Consider the following 22018-nt stretch of genomic DNA (forward strand, 5'->3'; position numbering starts at 1 on the left):
CCCGGACCGTCAGGCCGAGATGCCGTCGATCCGGGCCAGGGCGTCGTCCGCGCCGTACGGCTGGAGGTAGGGCAGCCAGCGCGGGTCCCGGTGGCCCGTGCCGATGATGCGCCAGGCCAGACCGGTGGGCGGGGCCGGTTTGTGGCGCAGCCGCCAGCCCAGCTCGAACAGGTGCCGGTCGGCCTTCACGTGGTTGCAGCGGCGGCAGGACGCCACCACGTTGTCCCAGACGTGCTTGCCCCCGCGGCTGCGCGGGATGACGTGGTCGACGCTGGTTGCGACGCCACCGCAGTACATGCACCGGCCTCCGTCGCGGGCGAAGAGCGCCCTCCTCGTCAGAGGAACGGGCCCCCGGTAGGGAACCCGCACGAAACGCTTGAGCCGGACCACGCTGGGCGCGGGGACTGTGACGGTCGCGCTGTGCAGATGGGCGCCGGTCTCCTCGAGGCAGACGGCCTTGTTCTCGAGGACGAGGACGAGCGCGCGGCGGAGCGGTACGACGCCGAGCGGCTCGTACGACGCGTTGAGGACCAGGACATGCGGCACGGATGCCTCCTTGTACGCCGGCGGCGCGTGGCTCGCGCCGGGACGATCCGTAGTCAGTCTCCCCTCATGCCTGGTGAACGCGCCACCATGTCCCCGTAACGGGCTGAGAGTGTTTTCGACCACACCTGATTCATCCCCCGCGCCCCGCCCCGTTCAAGCGCGGGTGAGCAGTGTCTCTCCTGCTCCGGACCGGCCGAACCGGGCGCGATGCCCCGTTAGTGTGGTGTTTCTGCCCGCCCGGTGACCTTTTCGTGATCTCTCGGCTTCCGGCAGACCGCTGCACCTGGAGGTATCCGCCGTGTCCCTGTCCGCCGTCCTGATGGCCGCCGGCCCCCCGCCGTCGCCGTCGCCGTCCGACACGAGGCCCCCGACGGTCCCCACCCTCCAGGACGCCCAGGAGAGCGCGACGAACGCCGCGAGCTGGGTGGAGGAGAACTGGTCGACGTGGCTCGCGATCGGTCTGCGGGTCCTGCTGATCGTCGTGATCGCCGCGGTGCTCCGCGCGGTGGTGCGGCGGGCGATCACCAAGCTGATAGACCGGATGAACCGCACGGTCCAGGCGGTGGACGGCACCGCGCTGGGCGGGCTGCTGGTCAACGCCGAGCGCCGCCGCCAGCGCTCGCAGGCCATCGGCTCGGTGCTGCGCTCGGTGGCGAGCTTCGTCATCCTGGGCACCGCGGCCCTGATGGTGCTGGCCACGTTCCAGATCAACCTGGCACCGCTGCTGGCCTCCGCCGGTGTCGCGGGCGTCGCGATCGGCTTCGGCGCCCGCAACCTGGTCACCGACTTCCTCTCCGGCGTCTTCATGATCCTGGAGGACCAGTACGGCGTCGGCGACACCATCGACGCGGGGGTGGCCTCCGGCGAGGTCATCGAGGTCGGGCTGCGCGTGACCAAGCTGCGCGGCGAGAACGGCGAGATCTGGTACGTCCGCAACGGCGAGGTCAAGCGCATAGGCAACCTCTCCCAGGGCTGGTCGACGGCCGGGGTGGACGTCACCGTCCGCTCCGGGGAGGACCTGGACAGGGTCAAGGCCACCATCGGCGGCGTCGCCGAGCGCATGAGCCGGGAGGAGCCCTGGAACGAGCTGCTGTGGGGCCCGATCGAGGTCCTCGGACTGGACAGCGTCCTGCTCGACTCCATGGTGGTCCGCGTCTCCGCCAAGACGATGCCGGGCAAGTCCCTGACCATCGAGCGGGAACTGCGCTGGCGCATCAAGCGCGCCTTCGACGCGGCCGACATCCCGATCGTCGGCGGCGCCACGGCCCCCGCCGAGGAGGCCCAGGCCGCCGACCCGGCGGCGGGGGTCGCGGCCCCCTCCGCCTACGCCAGCACGACGTCCCCGCAGTCCCAGGCGGCATCCCCCCTGTCGCCGCCGAACACGGCGAAGTAGCCCCGGCCGCCCGCCCCGCGCGCACGGGCCCGCGAACCCGCGCGGGCGCGTGCGCCGCGGGCACCGCGCCCGGGAACCGGCCCCCCTCATCCGGGCGTGTTCGTGGACGGACCTGGTGCGGAACTCCGCGACCGGTCCAAGATCCGGCAAGTTCCGGCAAGATCCCGCGAAGGCCGGTGCGGATCCCGGTCCCGCCAGCGATACTTGCGGCGACGGATGGCCAGGGGGGAGGTCGGCAGTGACGCACACGGCGATGAGCGGCGTGCCACCCACCCCGCCCCCGCCGCCGGATCCCCGCCGCACCGCCTTCGCCGAGGGCGTCGACCGCCTGCGCGCCGCCGCCACCACCGAGCCCGGCCGCCTGCGCCTCATCGGCGCCGTCGTCGCCCTGCTCGTCGTCGCCTTCGGCGCCGTCACCGCCTGGCAGAGCGCCGAGCGCGCCGCCGCCGCCGGCGACGTGCTGACCGGCAGCCAGCCCCTCAGCTCGGACGCCGCCGGCATCTACCGCTCCCTGGCCGACGCCAACACCGCGGCCTCCAGCGGGTTCCTCGCCGGCGGCCAGGAGACGAAGGCGGCCCGCGAGCGCTACGAGGAGGACATCCGCACCGCCGCCGCCAAGCTCGTGACGGCCGCCGCCGGTTCGGAACCCGGCTCCCCCGCCGCCGCGACCATCACCGAGCTCAACCGCCTCCTGCCGGAGTACAAGGGCCTGATCGAGCGCGCCCGCACCTACAACCGCCAGGGCTTCCCGGTCGGCGGCGCCTATCTGCGCCACGCCAACGACACGATGCAGGACGAGATGCTCCCGGCCGCGCAGGACCTGTACGAGAGCGAGAACCGGCGCCTGCGCGGCGACTACGCCGAGGCCACGCCCCACCCGTGGGCCGCGATCGCCCTCGGCGTCCTCGCCCTGGCCGCGCTGGCCTGGGTCCAGCGCCGCACCTACCTGCGCACCCACCGCGTCTTCAACCACGGCCTGGTCGCCGCGACCGCCGCCACCACCGCCGTCCTGCTGTGGCTGGCCGTCGGCCACGGCGTCGCCCGCGCCCGTCTCGGCGACTCCCGCGACCACGGTGTGCGCTCCCTGGACGTGCTGCACGACGCCCGCGTGGCCTCCCTCAAGGCCCGGGGCAACGAGAACCTGACCCTGGTCGCGCGCGGCGCGGAGACCCGCAAGGCGGGCGGCGCCACCTACGACGCCTACGACCTGGACTACCGGCGGGAGATGGGGGTCCTCGCCGCCCGGCTGGCCGACGCCGCCCGCCTGGCCGACGACCGGGCGGGCCGGCGGCCGGTCGCGGCGGCCGCCGCCAACGCGGCGCAGTGGCGTAAGCGCCACACCGCGGCCCGCGCCCAGGACAAGAACGGCAACTACCAGCAGGCGCTGGAGAAGGTGATCGGCGGCAAGGGCGCCACCGGCGAGTGCTTCGACGACGTCGACGCCCATCTCGCCGCCGCCCTCGACCACGAGGAGAACGAGTTCGAGCGGGCGGCCGCGGCGGGCCGGGACGCGCTGACCGGTCTGCCGGCGGGCGCCGCGGTCCTCGGCGTCCTGGGCGCGGCCGGCGTGGTGCTGGGCATCGGCCGCAGGCTGTCGGAGTACCGGTGAAAGCGCCGGCGCACAGCGGGAACCGTCGCGGTACCGGGAGAGGAGGACCGGTGGAAGGGGGCGTGAGAATGCGCGCGCGCCGTCTGCGGGCCAGCCTGAGGGGCTGGGGCGGGGTGGGTGTGATGGCGGTCTTCTGCGTCCTCGCGCTGGCGTTCGCCCTGCTGCTGCCGGCGGCCCGGTCGCACGGCGACGGCGGCGGTGCCCACGGCGGCCGGGGCGTCACCCCGGGCAGCCAGGCGCGGGCGCCGGAGAAGTGCTCGGCGCCGGAGAAGCAGACGCTGCCGCCGTCCCGCGCGGACGGGCCCACGATCAAGGCGATCAAGGAACGCCCGGGAGAGAAGCGCAAACTGATCGTCGGCGTCGACCAGAACAGCTACCGCTGGGGCTACCGCGACCCCAACAGCGGCGGCGACGCCGAGCTGGAGGGCTTCGACATCGACCTGGTGCGCCGCATCGCCGAGGACATCCTCGGCGCCCGCGACGCGGTCCAGTTCAAGGCGATCCCCACCGACCAGCGCATCCCGGCCATCCAGGACGGCCGGGTCGACATGGTCGTGCGCACCATGACGATCAACTGCGACCGCATCCGGGACGTCGCGTTCTCCGCGCCCTACTTCCGCAGCGGCCAGCAGCTGCTGGCCCCGAAGTCCTCGACCATCACGGGCTACGACGCGTCACTGGCCGGCAAGAGGATCTGCACGGCGGCGGGTTCGACGGCGTACAGCACCCTGGAGGCGGACCGCGGCACCGGCAGGCTGGTGTCCTCCGCCGACTTCTCCACCACCGTCCCGAGCCAGTTGGACTGCCTGGTCCGGCTCCAGCTCGGCGAGGTGGACGCGGTGGTCACCGACACCGCGCTCGCCGCGAGCCAGGCCGCGCAGGACCCCGCGGTGGAGCTGAAGGGGGAGGCGTTCACCACCGAGTACTACGGCGTGGCGATGAAGAAGGACGCCGACGATCTGGTACGCCGGGTCAACCGGATCCTGGTGGACTTCCGCGCGGACCGGGCCGGCGGCTGGCAGGCGTCCTACGACAGGTGGCTGTCGGCGACACTGGGCGACGACGCGGCGAAGTCCAGGCCGCCGGCCCCCGCGTATCTGCGCGAGAACTGACGGCGCCGGAGCACGACCCGACGGCAGCACCCACAGCAGCGAGAGGTGATCGATGGGCGACACGGGACCCACCGGGCCGGTGATGGACCGGGACGAGGTGGACCGTGCGCTGGCGCGGCTCGGCGCGGAGCACGAGGCGATCGAGACCTCGCTCCTCGCCCTCCAGGACCACGCGGGCCGCCGACTCCTCGAAGGCGCCGCGCTGACCGGCGTCACCGCGGAGCGCTGGCAGGCCACGGAGGCGTCGATCACCCTGCTGTGGACGTACTTCGACGCGTACACGGACGCGCTGCGCGCCGCCCGGGAGATCCGCTCGCGCCGCCGCTGGTCCAGCCGCGAGGACCTGGTGGAGCTGACGGAGCTGCTGCGCGGCGAGTGCGTCGCGGTCGCGGGCGGCGCCGTCGCGGCCGCCGGCGCCCCCTCGCCCCAGGGCGGCGCGGGCCGCCTCAGCGAACGCTTCACGCTCGCCGCGCTCGTGGACCGGATGAACGAGCTGTACGCGACGTCGCTGGACGTGGTCGTCGCCGCGGACGCGGTCTGGTCGGCGCTGCCCGCCCGCATCGATCTGCTCGCCGCCGAACTGGGGCGTACCCGCCGGCTCGCGCACTCCGTGGGCGTCCGCCCCGGCGAGCACCCGGCCGGCGACGACCTGGGGCGGATCACGCGCACCCTGACGAGACTGCGCGAGCAGGTGGTCTCGGACCCGCTGGCGTTCTGGCGGCCGGCCGAGGGCAGCTCCGCCCCGGGCGGCGGCAGGCCCGACACCACGGTGTACGACCGTCAGGCGCGCGCCCTGGAGGACGTACGCCGCGAGATCGACGCGGTGCTGACGGTGCGCCAGGACGCGGAGCAGCGGATCGTGAAGCTGCGGGACCTCCTCAGCCGCGCGGACCGCACGCTCGCCGAGGCGCGCGCCGCGCGCGGCGAGGTCCTCGCGAAGATCGCCGCGACGGAGGTGCCGGTCGTCAGCGGGCCCCCGACCGCGCTCCAGGAGCAGCTCGCGGCGGCGGCCGAGTACCGCAGGCACGCCCAGTGGCACCGCCTGTCCCCGCTGCTGGAGTCCCTGGAGCAGAAGGCGGAGGACGAACTGCTGCGCGCCCGCGAGTCGCTGACCGCGGTGACCGCGCCGCTGGCCATCCGCGCCGAGCTGCGCGGCCGTCTCGACGCCTACAAGGCGAAGGTGGCCCGGCACGGCCTGGCGGAGGACCCGGAGCTGGTGGAGCGGTACGAGAAGGCGCGGCGCATGCTGTGGAGCGCGCCCTGCGACCTGCGCGCCGCCGAACAGGCCGTGCTGCGCTACCAGCGGACGGCGGCGGAGCTGCTCGGCACGGACCCGCGCGTCCCGGGGCAGGGCGGCCCGCGCGAGGGCGAGGGGCCGGGCGGGTGAGCGACGAGGGGGAGGCGGCGCGATGAGCGAGGCGGGGCGGTCGTGCCGGCGGCCCGGCTGTGACGGCGCGTACGAGGACGTGGGCGGCGGCGAGCTGTACTGCGACACCTGCGGCCTCGCGCCGGTCACGGCCGCCTCGGGACCATCCCTGCCCGATCCCCTGCCCGATCCCCAGTCCGGTCCCCTGTCCGGGCGAAGCCGGGAGCCGGGGGAAGCCACGGTGGGCGGCGGCAACGGCGGGGCGCGTACGCCGTCACCCTCGCCGGGGTCGTCACCGCCGTCGGGTTCGTCGCCGTCGTCGCGGTCCCGCCGCTCGGTGCCGGGCCGGCTCTCGCGCTCCCTGTCGGGCAGGCCGACGAGCCGCTCGCTGACGGTGCGCAGCTCGGGCTCGGCCGCCGGTTCCACGGCGCGCGGGCGCCTGGGCGCCGGGCTCGTGGAGGTCCCGCCGATCCCACGGCCCGACCCGCGCTCGATGGTGCTGGACCGCCCGGAGGTGCCCGAGCGGAAGCGGTTCTGCTCGCGTTCCGACTGCGGCGCGCCGGTGGGCCGCGCCCGCGCCGGGCAGCCCGGACGCACGGAGGGCTTCTGCACCTCGTGCGGCCACCCCTACTCGTTCGTCCCCAAGCTGCGGGCCGGGGACGTGGTGCACGGCCAGTACGAGGTGGTGGGCTGCCTGGCGCACGGCGGGCTCGGCTGGATCTATCTCGCGGTGGACCGGGCGGTCTCCGACCGCTGGGTGGTCCTCAAGGGCCTGCTGGACACCGGCGACCAGGACGCGATGGCCGCCGCCATCTCCGAGCGGCGCTTCCTCGCGGAGATCGAGCACGCCAACATCGTGCGGATCTACAACTTCGTCGAGCACCTCGACCAGCGCACCGGTTCCCTCGACGGCTACATCGTCATGGAGTACGTCGGCGGCAAGTCCCTGAAGGAGATAGCCAACGCGCGCCGCACCCCGGAGGGCGGGCGCGATCCGCTGCCGGTGGAGCAGGCGTGCGCCTACGGCATCGAGGCCCTGGAGGCACTCGGTCATCTGCACAGCCGCAACCTGCTGTACTGCGACTTCAAGGTGGACAACGCCATCCAGACGGAGGACCAGCTCAAGCTGATCGACATGGGCGCGGTGCGCCGGATGGACGACGAGGAGTCGGCCATCTACGGCACGGTGGGCTACCAGGCCCCGGAGGTCGCCGAGGCGGGCCCGTCGGTCGCCTCCGACCTGTACACCGTCGGCCGCACCCTCGCCGTCCTCGCCTTCGACTTCCAGGGCTACACCACCGTCTACGCCGACTCCCTGCCGGACCCCGACTCGATCGAGGTCTTCCGCCGGTACGAGTCCTTCTACCGCCTCCTCGTGCGCGCCACCGACCCCGATCCGGCCCGCCGGTTCGCCTCCGCCCAGGAGATGGCGGAGCAGCTGACGGGGGTGCTGCGCGAGGTGGTCTCGGTCCAGACGGGCCGGGCCCGGCCCGCCCTGTCGACGCTGTTCGGCCCCGAGACCCGGGTCACGGACACGGAGTTGTTCCCCGAGCTGGACGGGGAGGTGTCGCGGCTGGGCGCGCGTACGGCCCCGCGGAAGAGGTGGCGGCGCGGGGGCGCGGCCGCCTCCCCGCCGCCCGGGAGCACGGGCCCCGCCTCGCCGCCCGGCCCGGGTCCCGTTGCCAACCCCTCCGGGTCGTCCTGTCCGGGTGCGGGCCCGCCCGCCCCGCGTACGGGCCGCGCCGGAGCGGGCGGCGCCCCGGGCGGCTCCGCCGGGCTGGTGAAGCCCGTCGACGTCACCGCCGCCGCGCTCGCCCTGCCCGTCCCCCTGGTCGACCCGGGGGACCCCAACGCCGGTTTCCTGGCGGGCCTGGCGGCGTCCGCGCCGGGTGAGCTGCTCGGCGCGCTGGCCGCCGCGCCGGCGCCCTCGGCCGAGACCCGGCTGCGGCAGATCCGGGCCTGGCTGGAGACCGGCGACACGCCCGGGGCGCTCCGGATTCTGAGCGCGCTGGAGGACGAACGGCCCGACGACTGGCGGGTGGTGTGGTACCGGGGCGTGGCCGCGCTGGTGACCGGCGACCACGAGGGCGCGGCGCTGGCGTTCGACGCCGTCTACGACGCCTTCCCCGGCGAGGTCGCGCCCAAGCTGGCGCTCGGCCTGTGCGCGGAGGTGCTGGGCCAGCCGGACAACGCCGCCGAGTACTACCGCCTGGTGTGGTCGGCCGACCCCGGCCATGTGAGCGCCGCCTTCGGCCTGGCCCGCGTCCGGCTGGCGGCGGGCGACCGCGGCGGCGCCGTACGGACCCTGGAGTCGGTCCCGGAGTCCTCCATCCACTACACGGCGGCACGCGTGGCGGCCGTACGGGCCAGGCTGCGGCAGCGCGCGGCGACCGCGTCCGACGCGTCGTTCCCGGACGATCTGACCGCCGCCGCACGGCAGGTGGAGGCACTGGACGTGTACGGTCTGGATCCGGCGCGCCGGGAGCGGCTGTCCGTCGAAGTCCTCGGCTGCGCGCTGGACTGGGTACTCTCCGGGGGCCAGGGTTCCGTCCCTGCCCCGGGCTCGCGGTCTGCTTCGAGCAGCGGGGTCCCCCATGCCGCCGGGGGACGGACGCTGCTGGGCAGCGGCCTGGACGAACGGGGTCTGCGTTTCGGCCTGGAGCGGGCGTACCGCACGCTCGCCCGGCTGGCGCGGGGCGGCGAGGAGAGGATCGACCTGGTGGAACGTGCCAACCGTTACCGCCCCCGAACGTGGGTGTAGTTGATGTCGCAGATGCCTCAGCAGGCCGCTTTGCCGACGTGTCCGAGCTGCGCGGAGCCCCTGGAGCCGGGTGACCGTTTCTGCGGTGCGTGCGGATACGACCTGTCCGCCGTACCGGCGCGGCCGGCGGACCACCCGACGGTCGCCCTGAACGGCTCGGCCGCGGGCCGGGCCGCCGGCGTGGAGTGGCCCGAGGCGGACGGCTCCGGCCGTCCCGCCCCGGCGCACCGGCCGGCGGACCCGACGGGCGCTGACCCGGGCGGCGGCCCGCCGGCCGCCGAACCCCCGCGGCCCGTACAGCCGCCGCGGCCACCGCAGGTGCCGCCGCCCCCGCAGGCATCGCCGGGGCCGCACGTGCCTCCGCCGCCGCAGGTACCGCCGCCGCCCCCGCGGCTGCCCGCCCAGGCCCCGCCGCCGCAGCCCCCGTACCCCCCGGCGGGCGCGCCGCAGGCGCCGGTCCCGGCCCCGGCCTCCGGCCACCCGTGGGAGGCCGGCGCCCAGCCGACGCAGGCGCCCGACCCGCGGGTGCCCGCCGACATCCCGGCCCAGGTCCCGGCGGCGGAACCGGCGGGGGGCGCCACGGTGTGCGTGGCCTGCCGCGCCGGACGGGTGGACGCCGACGGCTACTGCGAGAACTGCGGGCACGCCCAGCCCCGCGAACGCGACCACGTGGAGCAGGAGTCGGGCCCGGCCGCCGCGGTCAGCGACCGCGGCCTGCGCCACCACCGCAACGAGGACGCGTTCGCCCTCGGCCACACCCTCCTGCCCGACGGCTCCCCGGCGGCCGTGGCGATCGTCTGCGACGGGGTGTCCTCGGCGACCCGCCCGGACGACGCCTCCCTGGCCGCGTCCCGCGCCGCCGGCGAGTCGCTGCTGGCCGCCCTCCCCCGGGGCACGCATCCCCAGCAGGCCATGCACGACGCGATCGTCGCCGCCTCACACGCCGTCAACGCGCTGGCGGACGAGCCCGCCACGGCCCGCGAGCAGGCCCCGCACCAGAACGCCCCGGCCTGCACCCTGGTCGGCACGGTGGTGACCTCCGGTCTGCTGATCGTCGGCTGGGTCGGCGACAGCCGCGCGTACTGGGTGCCGGAGGACCGCGGCGCGCCCGCGGCCCGGCTCACCGAGGACGACTCCTGGGCCGCGCAGATGGTCGCCGCGGGCCTGATGAGCGAGACCGAGGCGTACGCCGACGAGCGCGCCCACGCGATCACCGGCTGGCTCGGCGCGGACGCCTACGAACTGGAGCCGCACACCGCCACCTTCAAGCCGGACCGGCCCGGGGTGGTCGTGGTCTGCACGGACGGCCTGTGGAACTACGCCGAGGCGGCCGGGGAGATGGCCCGGGTGGTGCCCCCGGACGCGGCCGCGAACCCCTTGCACAGCGCCCGTGTCCTGGTCGGCCATGCCCTGGACGGAGGGGGCCACGACAACGTAACGGTGGCCCTCGTGCCGTTCCCGGCCCCGCCGCAGGGGGCAGGATCGGTCTGAGGCCGCGCGACGTACGGGGGCCTGACGGGCCGCAGGGGGCGGCCCGTCCCCGGCACACCCCCACGGCCGTGGGAGGCGCCGGGGGGGGGACGCGAGGGGGGACGCACACGGGCATGGCCGATTTCTCGAAGCCGAACGCGCCGCGGTTCTCGGTGGACGTCTACCAGAACGAGTACCTGCCGGAGGGCGGCCGCGCCGTCGACGCCATCGTCACGGTGACCGCGACCGGGGGCGGCACGGCCGGCGGCGCGGTGACCGCGCCGCATCTGTACGCACCCGGGCACGGCCCGTCGGCCGCCGTGGTGCTGATGGTCGACTGCTCGGGGTCGATGGACTATCCGCCGGACAAGATGCGCAACGCGCGCGACGCGACGGCCGCCGCCGTCGACACCCTGCGCGACGGCGTGCGCTTCGCGGTGATCGGCGGCACCCACGTGGCCACGGAGGTGTATCCGGGCGGCGGCCGGCTGGCGGTCGCCGACGCCACCACCCGCGCGCAGGCCAAGCGGGCGCTGCGCCGGCTGAGCGCGGGCGGCGGCACGGCGATCGGGACCTGGCTGCGGCTCGCCGACCGCCTGCTGTCGTCGGCGGACGCCGCCGTCCGGCACGGCATCCTGCTCACCGACGGCCGCAACGAGCACGAGTCGCCCGAGGCGCTGACGGCGACGCTGGACGCCTGCGCCGGCCGCTTCACCTGCGACGCCCGCGGCGTGGGCACCGACTGGGAAGTGAAAGAGGTCACAGGGATCGCCTCCGCCCTGCTCGGCACCGCCGACATCGTCGCCGACCCGGCCGGGCTCACCGCCGACTTCACGCGGATGATGGAGCAGGCCATGGGCAAGGAGGTCGCGGACGTCTCGCTGCGGCTGTGGACCCCGGTCGGGACCACTGTGACCTTCGTCAAACAGGTCGCGCCGGCCGTCGAGGACCTGACCGGCCGCCGCACCGAGGCGGGCCCGCGCTCCGGGGACTACCCCACCGGCTCCTGGGGCGACGAGTCCCGCGACTACCACGTCCGCGTGGAGGTGCCGCCCGCCGGCCTCGGCCAGGAGATGCTGGCCGCCCGCGTCTCGCTGGTGATTCCCCGGCCCGGGGGCGCCTCGCTCCCGGACGCGTCGGGGAGCACAGGCGCCGTTCACCCTCCGGGCGCCCAGGGCCTCATCCGTGCCGTGTGGACCGACGACCTCGCCGCCTCCACGTCGATCAACCCCCAGGTCGCCCACTACACCGGGCAAGCGGAACTGGCACAGGCCATCCGGCAGGGGCTCGATCTGCGCAAAGCCGGAGACATCGACGGAGCAACGGCCAAACTGGGCCGGGCCGTTCAGCTCGCCGGCGCGTCGGGGAACGCCGATACCGCGAAACTGCTCGCGAAGGTGGTGGACGTGGTGGACGCCTCGACCGGTACTGTGCGACTGAAGGCGAAGGTCGCGGAGGCCGACGAGATGACCCTCGAAACCCGGTCGACGAAGACTGTTCGCGTGAAGAAGTGACCCGAAGCAGTGGTCTGAGAAGAAGCAGTGGTCTGAGAAGGGGAAGCGCCGACATGCCGACCTGCCCGAACGGACACCAGTCGGGTTCCGACGACTGGTGCGAGGTCTGCGGTCACCGCATGGCCGGTGCCGTACCTACGCCGCCCCCGCCGCCGCCGGGCGGCGGCTACGGCTTCCCGCCGCCCGCCGCCGGCCCGGGTGACCGGACCGGCGGGCAGCCGGGGGCACGCGGGCCCCTGGCCGCCGCGCCGAACGCCCAGCCGGAGCTGTGCCCGCAGTGCCGTACGCCGCGCGAGGGCGGGGCGCCGTTCTGCGAGGAGTGCCGGTGGAACTTCCTGACGAACACCGCGACCTCCTACGTCCCGGCCGCGCCGCGCCCGCCGGCGCCCGGCCCGGCCGCGCGCTTCCCGCAGCCGCCCGGGCCGTCGTTCGGCGGCGGTGACGCCTTCGAGTACCAGAGCTCCCGGCCCTCTCAGGTGAACCGGCCCGCCGAGCCGATCCCGCCGGGCCCGCCCTTCGGCGACGGCCCGTCGGGCCACGGCGGCCCGCAGCGGCCGTCCGGTCCGCCGGCCCCGCCCGCGCCGGACGGCCCCGGTGCCGCCGCGGGCCGTCCGCCCGCCTTCGGCGCCGACCCCGCGCGGCCGGTGCCGCCGCCGCCCGGCCCCGGTGCGCCCGGGGGCGCTCCGCAGGCGTTCCGGCAGCCCGGCCCGGGCACGGCCGGGGGCGCTCCGCAGGCGTTCCAGCAGCCCGGCCCGGGCACGGCCGGGGGGCCTCCGCAGGCGTTCCAGCAGCCCGGCCCCGGCCAGACCCCGCCACCCGGTCCGTCCGGTCCGTCCGGTCCGTCCGGTCCGTCCGGTCCGTCCGGACAGCCGGCACAGCACGGACAGGCCGGTCCGGCCGGTCCGGCCGCGCCTCCCGCCCCGCCCGGGTTCCCGCGGGAGACCGGCCGGCCCCAGCCGGGCGGCCCGTCCTTCGGCGGCGGTGGCGACGACTGGGTGATCTCCCCGCCGTCGGCCCCCGGCCCGGGCGCCCCCGCGGGGCCCGGCACCGGTCAGGGCGGCGGCTACGGCTACCCTCAGCCCGGCCCCGGCTTCCCACAACAGCCGCACCACCAGCAACCGCAGCAACCGCAGCAGCAGGCGCGACCGGCGACCTGGACGGCGACCATCGGTCCGGACCGCGAGTACTTCACGGCGATGATGCAGCGCTCGGGCCCCGAGGCCGCCGGCCTGAACCTGCCCGCCTACTCGCCCGAGCAGCAGCGCACGCTCACCGGCAGCCAGGTCACCATCGGCCGGCGCCGCCACTCCACCGGCGACACCCCCGACATCGACCTGTCGGTGCCGCCGGAGGACCCGGGCGTCTCGCACCAGCACGCGATCCTGGTGCAGCAGCCCGACGGCGGCTGGGCGATCGTCGACCAGAACTCGACCAACGGCACCACGGTGAACGGCTCGGACGAGCCCATCCGGCCCTTCGTGCCGGTGCCGCTGCGGGACGGCGACCGGGTGCACGTCGGCGCCTGGACGACGATCACCATCCGCCGCGGCTAGTGCCGCACCGGGTTCTGTCCGTTCGGATCGGGCCGGGTCAGGGCAGGGGCCAGCGGTGCGGCCCCCGCGGATCGTCCAGCCAGGCCCAGGTGCGCTCGCCGAGGACGGTGACGCCGTACCGCTCGCGCCCCGGCGCGCCCTCGCGCTCCCACAGCGCGTACGCCGCCCGCGGGTCGAGCCGGCCCGCGGTCAGCGCCAGCAGGAACCGGAACAGGTCGTCCTGCCGTGCCCTGCGGGGAACGCCGCCGAGGTCACCCGGTGCCTGAGGGTCCGGGACGGGCGCGCCGCCCCGCAGGGGCACGAAGTAGGCGGGAGTGTCCAGGAAGCGTCCCTCGGCGTGTGCGGCGTCGCGCACGGTGACCGCGGCCAGGCCGGTGGCGAGCGGGGTGAGGATCCGGCCGCCGGGGCGGCACTGGACGAGCCAGGCACGCGGGACGGACGGCAGCGTGCACGTCGCGATGATCCGGTCGAAGGGGGCGCGTGCGGGTACGCCGCGCGCGCCGTCACCGGTGACGACGGCCGGGTGGTACCCGGCGGCGTCCAGGTGCCGGCGGGCGGACTCGGTGATCTCCGGGTCCAGGTCGACGGTGGTGACCAGGTCGTGGTCCCCGAGCCGGTGGGCGAGCAGGGCCGCGTTGTAACCGGTTCCGGCGCCGATCTCCAGCACCCGGTCGCCGTCCCGCACCTTCAGCTCGGCCAGCATCAGAGCCATCAGCGAGGGCTGGCTGCTGGAGGAGAGCAGCTCGCCGTCGCGCAGCCGGGTGGCGAGCGGGGTGTCCTCGTAGGCGCCGCGCAGCCAGCGTTCACGCGCGGCCGGGTCGGGGTGCTCGCCCCACCGGCGCTCGTAGCCGCCGACGGCGCCGACGTAGTAGTACGGCACGAAGAGATGGCGCGGGACGGCTGCGAACACCTCCCGCCACACCGGGTCGCCGGCCCAGGCCCCGCTCCGCTCGATCTCGCGCACCAGCGCCGCCCGCGCCGACGCGGCGAGGCCGCCCGGATCCCGGTCCCGGCCGCCGTCCCCGTGCCCGTCCTCGCCGGGAGCGTGCCCGCCCATGTCTCCACAGTAGGGCGGTCGCGGGCCTTGAGTCCTGGGCCTTGAGTCCTAGGCCCAGGCGTCTGAGACCATGGACGGCGTGAATGAGATTCGGCGCGGCACGCTTCAGGAGCAGACCTTCTATGAGCAGGTCGGCGGGGAGGAGACCTTCCGCCAGCTCGTCCACCGCTTCTACCAGGGAGTCGCCGAGGACCCGCTCCTGCGGCCGATGTATCCCGAGGAGGACCTGGGCCCCGCGGAGGAGCGCCTGACGCTGTTCCTCATCCAGTACTGGGGCGGCCCGACGACGTACAGCGAGAACCGCGGCCACCCCCGGCTGCGCATGCGCCACGCCCCCTTCGCCGTCGACCGGGCGGCGCACGACGCCTGGCTGAAGCACATGCGGGCCGCCGTCGACGAGCTCGGCCTGTCCGAGGAGCACGAGCGGACGCTGTGGAGCTATCTCACCTACGCCGCGGCGTCGATGGTGAACACGCCCGGCTGAGGCACGGCGCTGAACACACCGGCGTGACGCGGCGACGCTGTGCCGCGTCACCGGCGCGGGCCCCGTCCGGGCCTCAGCGCACGCTGAGGCCCAGCTGCCCGAGGCCCGCCCGCCGCACGGCGACCGACCCGTAGGGGGTGCGCAGCCGCAGCCACGCTCCCGAGGAGAACAGCCCCGGGGCGTCCTGGCCGCTTCCCGAGGGCCGCAGGAAGCCCAGGGCGTGCGCCGCGTGCACGGCCCGCACCGGCAGCCCGGTGTCCGCGACCGCGCGGTCCCAGATCTCCCGCCCGACGCGGTCGAGCTCGGCCCGCGTGCGCCGCTCGGGCGCCAGATCCCGGGTGCGGCCGCGGAACTCCGCGACACCGGCGCCGACGAGCCGGCGCAGCTCGTCCAGGGCGGGCAGCCCCGGCTCGGGCCGCCAGCCGCCGCGCGGCGGCAGCACACCCGCCCACGGCGGGCCGGTCACCGCACCGGGGACGGCGGCCGTGGCGCCCGTCTCGTCCACCGACTCCAGCAGCTCACCGGCGGAGACGGTCACGTCGAGCGTGACGTCGAGCCCGTTCTCGTACGGCTTGGCGAGCCGCACCGCGCGGACCGCCAGCACCTCGAAGGAGGCCGGCCGCCCGAAGACGGCCAGCGCCGTTCCGGCCGCCTGGAGCCGGACGGCGGCGGACCGGTCGTAGTGGAGCAGCCGGGAGAGGAAGGCCGCGAGGTCCGCCGCCTCCCCGTCGTCCGCGAGGTGGAGCACCGTCATGCGGCGACGGCCTCCGCCTCGTCGTTCTCCGTGTACTCCTGGAGGAACTCCCGCTCCTCCTCGGTGATCCGGCGGGGCCGCTGTGCCGCGAAGTCGAACGGCACGATCACCGTGGAGGCCCGGACGTAGATCTGGTCGCCGTCCTTCACCTCGTAGGCGAGGGTGAAGGACGCGGCCCTTACCTCCGTGACCCACAGCTCGATGTCGACCGGGGCGTGCCGGTGCACGAGCTGCCGCTTGTAGTCGATCTCGTGGCGCGCCACCACCGACCCCTGCTGGAAGTCCTTGTCCGGGCGGAACAGGAAGTCGATCCGGGCTTCCTCCAGGTAGCGCAGGAAGACCACGTTGTTGACGTGACCGTACGCGTCCATGTCCGCCCAGCGCAGCGGGCAGCGGTAGATGTGCCGCAAGATCAGCCCCGGGTCAGCTTCTTGTAGGTGGCGCGGTGCGGACGCGCGGCGTCCGGACCGAGCCGCTCGATCTTGTTCTTCTCGTAGGACTCGAAGTTGCCCTCGAACCAGAACCACTTGGACTCGCCCTCGTAGGCGAGGATGTGGGTGGCGACGCGGTCGAGGAACCACCGGTCGTGGGAGACCACGACGGCGCAGCCCGGGAACTCCAGCAGGGCGTTCTCCAGGCTGGAGAGCGTCTCGACGTCCAGGTCGTTGGTCGGCTCGTCGAGGAGCAGCAGGTTGCCGCCCTGCTTGAGGGTGAGCGCCAGATTCAGCCGGTTGCGCTCACCGCCGGAGAGCACGCCGGCCGGCTTCTGCTGGTCCGGTCCCTTGAAGCCGAACGCGGAGACGTACGCCCGCGAGGGCATCTCGACCTGGCCGACGTTGATGTAGTCGAGCCCGTCGGACACGACCTCCCACAGCGTCTTCTTGGCGTCGATGTTCTCGCGGCTCTGGTCGACGTAGGAGATCTTGACGGTGTCGCCGACCTTGATCGAGCCGGAGTCGGGCTGCTCGAATCCCTGGATCATCTTGAACAGGGTGGTCTTGCCGGCGCCGTTGGGACCGATGACGCCGACGATGCCGTTGCGCGGGAGCGTGAACGACAGGTCGTCGATGAGGACCTTCTCCCCGAACGCCTTGTTGAGGTTGCTGACCTCGACGACCACGTTGCCCAGCCGCGGGCCCGGCGGGATCTGGATCTCCTCGAAGTCCAGCTTCCGCATCTTCTCGGCCTCGGCGGCCATCTCCTCGTAGCGGGCCAGACGCGCCTTGGACTTGGCCTGCCGCCCCTTGGCGTTGGACCGCACCCACTCCAGCTCTTCCTTGAGCCGCTTCTGGCGCTTGGCGTCCTTCTGTCCCTCGACCTTCAGGCGGGCCTGCTTGGTCTCCAGGTACTTCGAGTAGTTGCCCTCGTAGCCGTGCAGCCGGCCGCGGTCGACCTCGCAGATCCACCCGGCGACGTTGTCCAGGAAGTACCGGTCGTGGGTGACGGCCACGACGGTGCCCGGGTACTTGGCCAGGTGCTGCTCCAGCCAGTTCACCGACTCGGCGTCGAGGTGGTTGGTCGGCTCGTCGAGCAGCAGCAGGTCGGGCTGCTCCAGCAGCAGCTTGCACAGCGCGACACGGCGGCGCTCACCACCGGAGAGGTTGGTGACGGGCCAGTCGCCGGGCGGGCAGCCCAGCGCGTCCATGGCCTGCTCCAGCTGGGCGTCCAGGTCCCACGCCTCGGCGTGGTCCAGCTCCTCCTGGAGCTTGCCCATCTCCTCCAGCAGCGCGTCGGAGTAGTCGGTGGCCATCAGCTCGGCGATCTCGTTGAACCGGTCGAGCTTGCCCTTGATCTCGGCGACGCCCTCCTGGACGTTCTCCAGGACCGTCTTGTCCTCGGTCAGCGGGGGCTCCTGAAGCAGGATGCCGGCGCTGTAGCCGGGCGCGAGGAAGGCATCGCCGTTCGACGGCTGCTCCAGCCCCGCCATGATCTTCAGGATCGTCGACTTACCGGCGCCGTTCGGGCCGACAACACCGATCTTTGCGCCAGGCAGGAAGTTCAGGGAGACGTCGTCAAGGATGACCTTGTCGCCGTGTGCCTTGCGCGCCTTGCGCATGGTGTAGATGTACTCAGCCAAGAGAAACCGTCCGGCAACTTGAGATCTGGCAGTGGGCAGATACACCCCATCTTGCCTGACCGCCACCCCTGGGAGGAAACGCGTTCCGTCCGAGGGCTCTGACCTGGCCTTTCCCGGATGGCACCGGAGCCCCTCCCGTCACCGTCGTGTCACTGTCGGTCGGCACCGGCGGGCCTCGGCCGCCCCCGCACGGCCCGGGGACGGTCCGGGATCGATCACTCGGCGGGCATGAGGTCCTGCCGCGGCCTGGTGGACATCGACGCGTGCACAGGGCGCCTGACGTCTCCCCCCTCCTGCTTACGGACGCCGATAGGCCGCGGGATCGACACCGGCTCATAACGTCAGCCCACGACCTCTAGCCTTCCCAGCGTGATCAAAACAGTTGTCCTCGACGTCGGCGAAACCATCACCCGAGACGACCGTTACTGGGCATCCTGGGCCGACTGGCTCAACATCCCCCGCCACACCCTCTCCGCCCTCGTCGGAGCCGTCGTCGCGCAAGGCCGCGACAACGCCGACGCCCTACGCCTGGCCCGCCCCGGTATCGACATCCCCGCCGAGTACCACGCCCGCGCCGCCGCCGGCCGTGGCGAGTACCTCGACAATGGCGACCTGTACGACGACGTCCGCCCGGCGCTTTCCGCCATGCGTCAACTCGGTGCCCGCGTCATCGTCGCCGGGAATCAGACCTCCCGGGCTGGCGAACTGCTCCGCGGCCTGGACCTGCCCGCAGACCTGATCGTGACTTCCGGGGACTGGGGCGTGGCCAAGCCGCAGCCCGAGTTCTTCCAGCGGGTACGCGAGGTTGCTCAAGCCGACCAGGATGAGACGGTGTATGTCGGCGACCACCCCGGCAACGACCTGTTCCCAGCGAAGGCCGCGGGTCTGCGGACCGCGCATCTGCGCCGCGGGCCGTGGGGCCACCTGTGGGCGGACGCGCCAGAGGTGGTCGCAGCCGCGGACTGGCGGATCAACAGTCTCACCCAGCTCATGGACATCCTCACCGCGTAAGCACGAACGGCACCGGCACCCGGGGCCGGGCGGGCCCCTGCCATGCAACAGGCTCGGGGGACGCGGATCACGCCTACGGGCGGCCAACCAGGCGCCGCACGCCGGCGAGCGCCCTCTCCCACGGGTAGCCCTTCGGGTTCCCCTGCTTCGGAGGGTGCGATTCGTACCCCTCCGGACCGTCCAGGACGAGAACGCCCTGCTCCCGCAACGCGGCGACCGACCTAGCGACCGCAGGCTGCGCACCCTGCGCCCGGTTGAAGTAAGGCATCGCCGCCACCGGAACGCCCATGTTCACCGCCTCCGACGGCAGCCCGATCGCCAACGTGTCGCTGATCCCCGCGCCCCACTTATTCAGCGTCGTACACGACATCGGCGCCACCAGCATCGCCGTCGCCTTCGGCAGCGCGTCCCTCTCCCATGGCAGCTTGTACCGCGACCGCACGGGATGCCCTGTCAGGTCGACCAGTTCCTGCATTCGCGGCTCCCACCAAGAGAAGGCTGACGGCGTGAGGATCAAGCACACGTCCCAGCCGTCCGCCTGAGCGGCACGGACTCCCTCGTCGACGTACTGGGTGGGGCCCGCAGCGCAGGCGATCAAGTACAGGACCGGCTTCGTCATGCCCGGAGTCCACAACGCTTGGCCAACGCGCGCAAGCCCGGTCCCGGATTGGTCGTCACACCGACGACATCCTTCACCAGATTCACCGTGTCCGGCCGACCGACCACTTCTTCGGGCGCCAGCTTTGCAGCCTCCAAAAGCGCCTCCGCAGCGTCGCCCTTCCGCCGTGTCAAGAGCGAAGCGCGTGCCATCGCGACATGGTGGCCGGCCTGTCGCTCCCGGGACAGCCCGGCGAGTGCCTCGGGTTCGAGGCCACCGGCAGCTTCCAGGGCGGACCAGCCGTCCTCGAAGCGGAGCAGCATGTCCACCCGGTGGAGACCGACATTGGTCGGGCCGAACTGGGTGTAGTCCTCGTCGCGGTCGCCGCCCTGTCGCTTGGCAACATCCTCTGCTTCGTCGACGTAGTCGCCGGCTGCACGGACTCGGGCGGTGGTCCGTTCCTGACCGGCACGGGAAATGACGCTGCTGCTGAAGGTCGCGCCGCTGGACGCCTGGGGCTGGGCCTGGATCCTCGCGGGCACCGTCGCCCTGGTCTGCGCCTGGCTGGGGCGTCCCCACGAGTGGCCCGGGTTCGTCGCAGTGTGGCTGATCGCGTCCGCCTGGGCTGGTGCCTAGCTCGTCTCCTAATAGCCGCTCGGCGGGTCCCCCCCGAGGCTGGGTGCTCGCCCTGATCCTCGGCTCGTTCGGTCTGGTCAACCTCGTGGCGATCGGATGGGACGAGCCCCCAGCGCGAACGGAGCCACCGCGTGAGACCTGGGATGCTGACCGCGACCAGTGCCCTCGCCGTCGCCGGCGTCACCTCGGTGGGCGGCATCGTCTCGGCCGTCATCGGCCGGCGGCAGCCGCGTGGTCAGCAGCGCCGCGACGACTTCACGGCGATCACAGAGCGCATGGAACGGGAGATCACCCGCCAGGGGGCAGCTCATCGACGAGTGGGAAGCGGAGACCGAGCAGGACCGCCAGCGGATCAACGCGCAGGACTACGCGCTGCGGTACATCGCCGGGTGGGCGCGGTCCCTGGTCAGCTACATGCGTGCCCAGCAACTGGAGCCCCCGCCGCCGCAGCACCCGGTGCCTGAGGAGGTCCGTCCGTACCTGCACGGCCTCACCCCACGACCGCGGCCCCGCTCTCCTCCGCGGGAGGGCGGGGCCGCTTTTCGTGCGTTCAGGCCCGTTGACGCTGCGCCGCCACGGCGCCCGTGTACGTCTCGCGCGTCAGATCGTCTGGGCCGATACCGAGGTCGGCGAGCACGGCGCGGATGTCGTCCAGGGCGGCGTTCACTTCTTCCTCGTCGACCAGCGTTTCGACTTCGAGGAACGTGCCGTCGATCTCGGGGACGCGCACCAGGGTGGCGAGCATCTGTCGGCCGTGCGCCTCGAAGTCGTAGTTCCGGCACCGCTTCTCGAAGGTGATGAACGGCACGTGCCCCAGGCCGCGCACGATGGCGTGCGCCGCGTCCGCGTCGGCGACGGCGGTCTCGTGCTCTGGCTTCGAACCAGACTCCTCATCCACCGCGGCGCCCTTGTAGGTGAGGAACGTCCGGGTGCTGTCCGGGCCGTGCACCGTGCGTACCCGCAGTTCTTCCCCGGCTTTCTCCAGCGAGCCGTCCGGCCGGTCGTAGTACGTGTCTCGGTACACCTCGACCCGAGCGGTCGCCCGTTCCTCGAGCATCCGCATCACTTCCTGCGGTGCGTGCACGCGCGCCTTCAGCTCCGCCTCGATCACGCCGTTCCCTTCCCCTTCAGACCGTGCGCTCAGCGTCGTCGATGATCGCTTCGAACATGCGCAGGAATCCCCGGTACAGGGGCCCGTGCGGCGTCTCCATCACCTTGTAGGTGGCGGATTCGTGCCCTTCCCACCCGGCGTCGAAGGCGCTGACGAACATGGTGGAGTCCGTGCGGATCAGTCGCCAAGTGGGCAGCATGCGGTAGCGGTACACGCTGATGTCGCAGGTGTCGGCCAACTCTCGCAGTCGCGCCTCGGCCAGGCGCACGCCACCGGCCAGAGACTCGGCGGACTCTCCGATCTCCGCCGCCCGCTGCGCCAGTGCTTCGGACTCGGGGTCGAGGAGCAGGACCCGCACCCGCAGCCCCTTGCCTCCCTGGTTCCGCGGCAAGCAGGCCCGCAGGAGGCTGTCGTTGAGGCCGATCAGCCCGAGGCCACGCACGGCCAGCACGTCCAGCTGTTCGGCTTCGCGGGCCTGCTGCTGGATCTCGTCGGCCGCGGAGTTCTGCGCGGCGTACACGCGGACCACTTCGGGGAATGCGGCGAGGTCGAAAGCGGCCCCGCCTGAGCGCTTCTCCCGGGACGCCGCCAGGCCGAGCAGGTGTCGGGCGTCGTCGGGCATGTGGAGGCCGTCCGCGATCCGCTCGTAGACGTCGAGTCGGGACACCTCTCGGCGGCCGTTGATGATCTCGTTGACGCGGGCCTGTGTCATCCCGGCGGCGGCCGCGATGCGTGCTTGGCTGGCGCCGGCGTACTGCTGAACGTGGCGGAAGACGGCGCCTATGTCCCTGGCACGGAGGGCTTTCCGAACCTCGATGCGCTCCCATGCCCAGTCGGGCACGTCGATTGGTCCCAGTGCGGTCGACATGACGCGGCCCCCGATGTCCACGGCGGGATGGGAAGTCATCTCACGGTGAGATTACCGCTGGGGGATCGAATCGACACCATCCGTGACCGGAGGCTGTC

The 22018-nt window shown here is 73.6% G+C and carries 19 protein-coding genes; 10 read left to right on the plus strand and 9 right to left on the minus strand.

Annotated elements, in window-relative coordinates:
• Nucleotides 1-9: 9 nt before the first annotated feature.
• A complete protein-coding gene (locus tag AB0L74_RS27425) occupies nucleotides 10-546 on the minus strand; it encodes an HNH endonuclease (protein WP_217127748.1) in 537 nt (178 codons plus the stop codon).
• A gap of 298 nt (nucleotides 547-844) precedes the next feature.
• Here AB0L74_RS27425 and AB0L74_RS27430 point away from each other — a divergent pair, with 298 nt between their 5' ends.
• The 8 genes from AB0L74_RS27430 to AB0L74_RS27465 all read left to right on the plus strand — a co-directional run bounded on the left by AB0L74_RS27430 (nucleotide 845) and on the right by AB0L74_RS27465 (nucleotide 13324).
• The gene (locus tag AB0L74_RS27430) at nucleotides 845-1939 is read left to right on the plus strand and encodes a mechanosensitive ion channel family protein (RefSeq protein WP_365657797.1); all 1095 of its coding nucleotides are present in this window, start codon (nucleotides 845-847) and stop codon (nucleotides 1937-1939) included.
• Nucleotides 1940-2192: 253 nt separating this feature from the next.
• Nucleotides 2193-3548 carry a hypothetical protein gene (locus AB0L74_RS27435; RefSeq protein WP_365657800.1) on the plus strand — a complete coding sequence of 452 codons (1356 nt, stop codon included), beginning with the start codon at nucleotides 2193-2195 and terminating at the stop codon, nucleotides 3546-3548.
• Nucleotides 3549-3616: 68 nt separating this feature from the next.
• Nucleotides 3617-4660 carry a glutamate ABC transporter substrate-binding protein gene (locus tag AB0L74_RS27440; protein ID WP_365657803.1) on the plus strand — a complete coding sequence of 348 codons (1044 nt, stop codon included), beginning with the start codon at nucleotides 3617-3619 and terminating at the stop codon, nucleotides 4658-4660.
• 52 nt (nucleotides 4661-4712) lie between these two features.
• Nucleotides 4713-6047 carry a hypothetical protein gene (locus AB0L74_RS27445; RefSeq protein ID WP_365657806.1) on the plus strand — a complete coding sequence of 445 codons (1335 nt, stop codon included), beginning with the start codon at nucleotides 4713-4715 and terminating at the stop codon, nucleotides 6045-6047.
• 22 nt (nucleotides 6048-6069) lie between these two features.
• Nucleotides 6070-8787, plus strand: a complete 2718-nt coding sequence (locus AB0L74_RS27450) for a tetratricopeptide repeat protein (protein WP_365657809.1) — start codon at nucleotides 6070-6072, stop codon at nucleotides 8785-8787.
• Between the two features lie 3 nt (nucleotides 8788-8790).
• Nucleotides 8791-10278 carry a PP2C family serine/threonine-protein phosphatase gene (locus AB0L74_RS27455; RefSeq protein ID WP_365657812.1) on the plus strand — a complete coding sequence of 496 codons (1488 nt, stop codon included), beginning with the start codon at nucleotides 8791-8793 and terminating at the stop codon, nucleotides 10276-10278.
• A 113-nt stretch (nucleotides 10279-10391) separates the two neighbouring features.
• A complete protein-coding gene (locus AB0L74_RS27460) occupies nucleotides 10392-11771 on the plus strand; it encodes a VWA domain-containing protein (protein WP_365657815.1) in 1380 nt (459 codons plus the stop codon).
• Nucleotides 11772-11824: 53 nt separating this feature from the next.
• Nucleotides 11825-13324 (plus strand): FHA domain-containing protein, encoded by a 1500-nt coding sequence (locus tag AB0L74_RS27465; protein WP_365657818.1) that lies wholly within the window; start codon nucleotides 11825-11827, stop codon nucleotides 13322-13324.
• A gap of 37 nt (nucleotides 13325-13361) precedes the next feature.
• Here the strand turns inward: AB0L74_RS27465 and AB0L74_RS27470 are convergent, their stop codons facing one another.
• Nucleotides 13362-14381 (minus strand): methyltransferase domain-containing protein, encoded by a 1020-nt coding sequence (locus AB0L74_RS27470; protein ID WP_365657822.1) that lies wholly within the window; start codon nucleotides 14379-14381, stop codon nucleotides 13362-13364.
• 70 nt (nucleotides 14382-14451) lie between these two features.
• Between AB0L74_RS27470 and AB0L74_RS27475 the strand changes: the two genes are divergently transcribed.
• Complete coding sequence (locus AB0L74_RS27475) at nucleotides 14452-14865, plus strand: globin (RefSeq protein ID WP_365657824.1); 414 nt, start codon at nucleotides 14452-14454, stop codon at nucleotides 14863-14865.
• A 73-nt stretch (nucleotides 14866-14938) separates the two neighbouring features.
• Here AB0L74_RS27475 and AB0L74_RS27480 read toward each other — a convergent pair whose 3' ends face one another.
• From AB0L74_RS27480 to ettA, 3 genes are read right to left on the minus strand one after another with little or no spacing between them, the layout of a single operon-like run.
• On the minus strand, nucleotides 14939-15619 hold the full coding sequence (locus AB0L74_RS27480; RefSeq protein WP_365657827.1) for a hypothetical protein: 681 nt from the start codon (nucleotides 15617-15619) through the stop codon (nucleotides 14939-14941).
• Nucleotides 15616-16029, minus strand: a complete 414-nt coding sequence (locus AB0L74_RS27485) for a thioesterase family protein (RefSeq protein ID WP_365657830.1) — start codon at nucleotides 16027-16029, stop codon at nucleotides 15616-15618. Before AB0L74_RS27485 ends, AB0L74_RS27480 begins: the two co-directional genes overlap by 4 nt.
• Before the next feature lie 2 nt (nucleotides 16030-16031).
• Nucleotides 16032-17696 carry an energy-dependent translational throttle protein EttA gene (gene ettA, locus AB0L74_RS27490; protein WP_365657833.1) on the minus strand — a complete coding sequence of 555 codons (1665 nt, stop codon included), beginning with the start codon at nucleotides 17694-17696 and terminating at the stop codon, nucleotides 16032-16034.
• A gap of 369 nt (nucleotides 17697-18065) precedes the next feature.
• Between ettA and AB0L74_RS27495 the strand changes: the two genes are divergently transcribed.
• Nucleotides 18066-18707, plus strand: a complete 642-nt coding sequence (locus AB0L74_RS27495; protein ID WP_365657836.1) for an HAD family hydrolase — start codon at nucleotides 18066-18068, stop codon at nucleotides 18705-18707.
• 73 nt (nucleotides 18708-18780) lie between these two features.
• On the opposite strand, the gene AB0L74_RS27500 is transcribed toward AB0L74_RS27495, so the two are convergent.
• From AB0L74_RS27500 to AB0L74_RS27515, 4 genes are all read right to left on the minus strand, one after another.
• Nucleotides 18781-19326 carry a flavoprotein gene (locus tag AB0L74_RS27500; RefSeq protein ID WP_365657840.1) on the minus strand — a complete coding sequence of 182 codons (546 nt, stop codon included), beginning with the start codon at nucleotides 19324-19326 and terminating at the stop codon, nucleotides 18781-18783.
• Nucleotides 19323-19847, minus strand: a complete 525-nt coding sequence (locus tag AB0L74_RS27505) for a hypothetical protein (protein ID WP_365657843.1) — start codon at nucleotides 19845-19847, stop codon at nucleotides 19323-19325. The genes AB0L74_RS27500 and AB0L74_RS27505 overlap by 4 nt, the downstream gene beginning before the upstream one ends.
• A 644-nt stretch (nucleotides 19848-20491) precedes the next feature.
• Nucleotides 20492-21052, minus strand: a complete 561-nt coding sequence (cyaB, locus tag AB0L74_RS27510) for a class IV adenylate cyclase (protein WP_365657846.1) — start codon at nucleotides 21050-21052, stop codon at nucleotides 20492-20494.
• Nucleotides 21053-21068: 16 nt separating this feature from the next.
• Nucleotides 21069-21920 carry a helix-turn-helix domain-containing protein gene (locus AB0L74_RS27515; protein ID WP_365657849.1) on the minus strand — a complete coding sequence of 284 codons (852 nt, stop codon included), beginning with the start codon at nucleotides 21918-21920 and terminating at the stop codon, nucleotides 21069-21071.
• Nucleotides 21921-22018: the final 98 nt, after the last annotated feature.

This window comes from Streptomyces sp. NPDC052020, from assembly GCF_040680575.1.
Classification (GTDB): domain Bacteria; phylum Actinomycetota; class Actinomycetes; order Streptomycetales; family Streptomycetaceae; genus Streptomyces.

Coding starts and splice junctions, on each gene's coding strand:
- AB0L74_RS27435 (WP_365657800.1), top strand. CDS start 2,193: ATGAGCGGCGTGCCACCCACCCCGCCCCCGCCGCCGGATCCCCGCCGC.
- AB0L74_RS27440 (WP_365657803.1), top strand. CDS start 3,617: ATGCGCGCGCGCCGTCTGCGGGCCAGCCTGAGGGGCTGGGGCGGGGTG.
- AB0L74_RS27445 (WP_365657806.1), top strand. CDS start 4,713: ATGGGCGACACGGGACCCACCGGGCCGGTGATGGACCGGGACGAGGTG.
- AB0L74_RS27450 (WP_365657809.1), top strand. CDS start 6,070: ATGAGCGAGGCGGGGCGGTCGTGCCGGCGGCCCGGCTGTGACGGCGCG.
- AB0L74_RS27455 (WP_365657812.1), top strand. CDS start 8,791: ATGTCGCAGATGCCTCAGCAGGCCGCTTTGCCGACGTGTCCGAGCTGC.
- AB0L74_RS27460 (WP_365657815.1), top strand. CDS start 10,392: ATGGCCGATTTCTCGAAGCCGAACGCGCCGCGGTTCTCGGTGGACGTC.
- AB0L74_RS27465 (WP_365657818.1), top strand. CDS start 11,825: ATGCCGACCTGCCCGAACGGACACCAGTCGGGTTCCGACGACTGGTGC.
- AB0L74_RS27470 (WP_365657822.1), bottom strand. CDS start 14,381: ATGGGCGGGCACGCTCCCGGCGAGGACGGGCACGGGGACGGCGGCCGG.
- AB0L74_RS27475 (WP_365657824.1), top strand. CDS start 14,452: ATGGACGGCGTGAATGAGATTCGGCGCGGCACGCTTCAGGAGCAGACC.
- AB0L74_RS27480 (WP_365657827.1), bottom strand. CDS start 15,619: ATGACGGTGCTCCACCTCGCGGACGACGGGGAGGCGGCGGACCTCGCG.
- AB0L74_RS27500 (WP_365657840.1), bottom strand. CDS start 19,326: ATGACGAAGCCGGTCCTGTACTTGATCGCCTGCGCTGCGGGCCCCACC.
- AB0L74_RS27515 (WP_365657849.1), bottom strand. CDS start 21,920: ATGTCGACCGCACTGGGACCAATCGACGTGCCCGACTGGGCATGGGAG.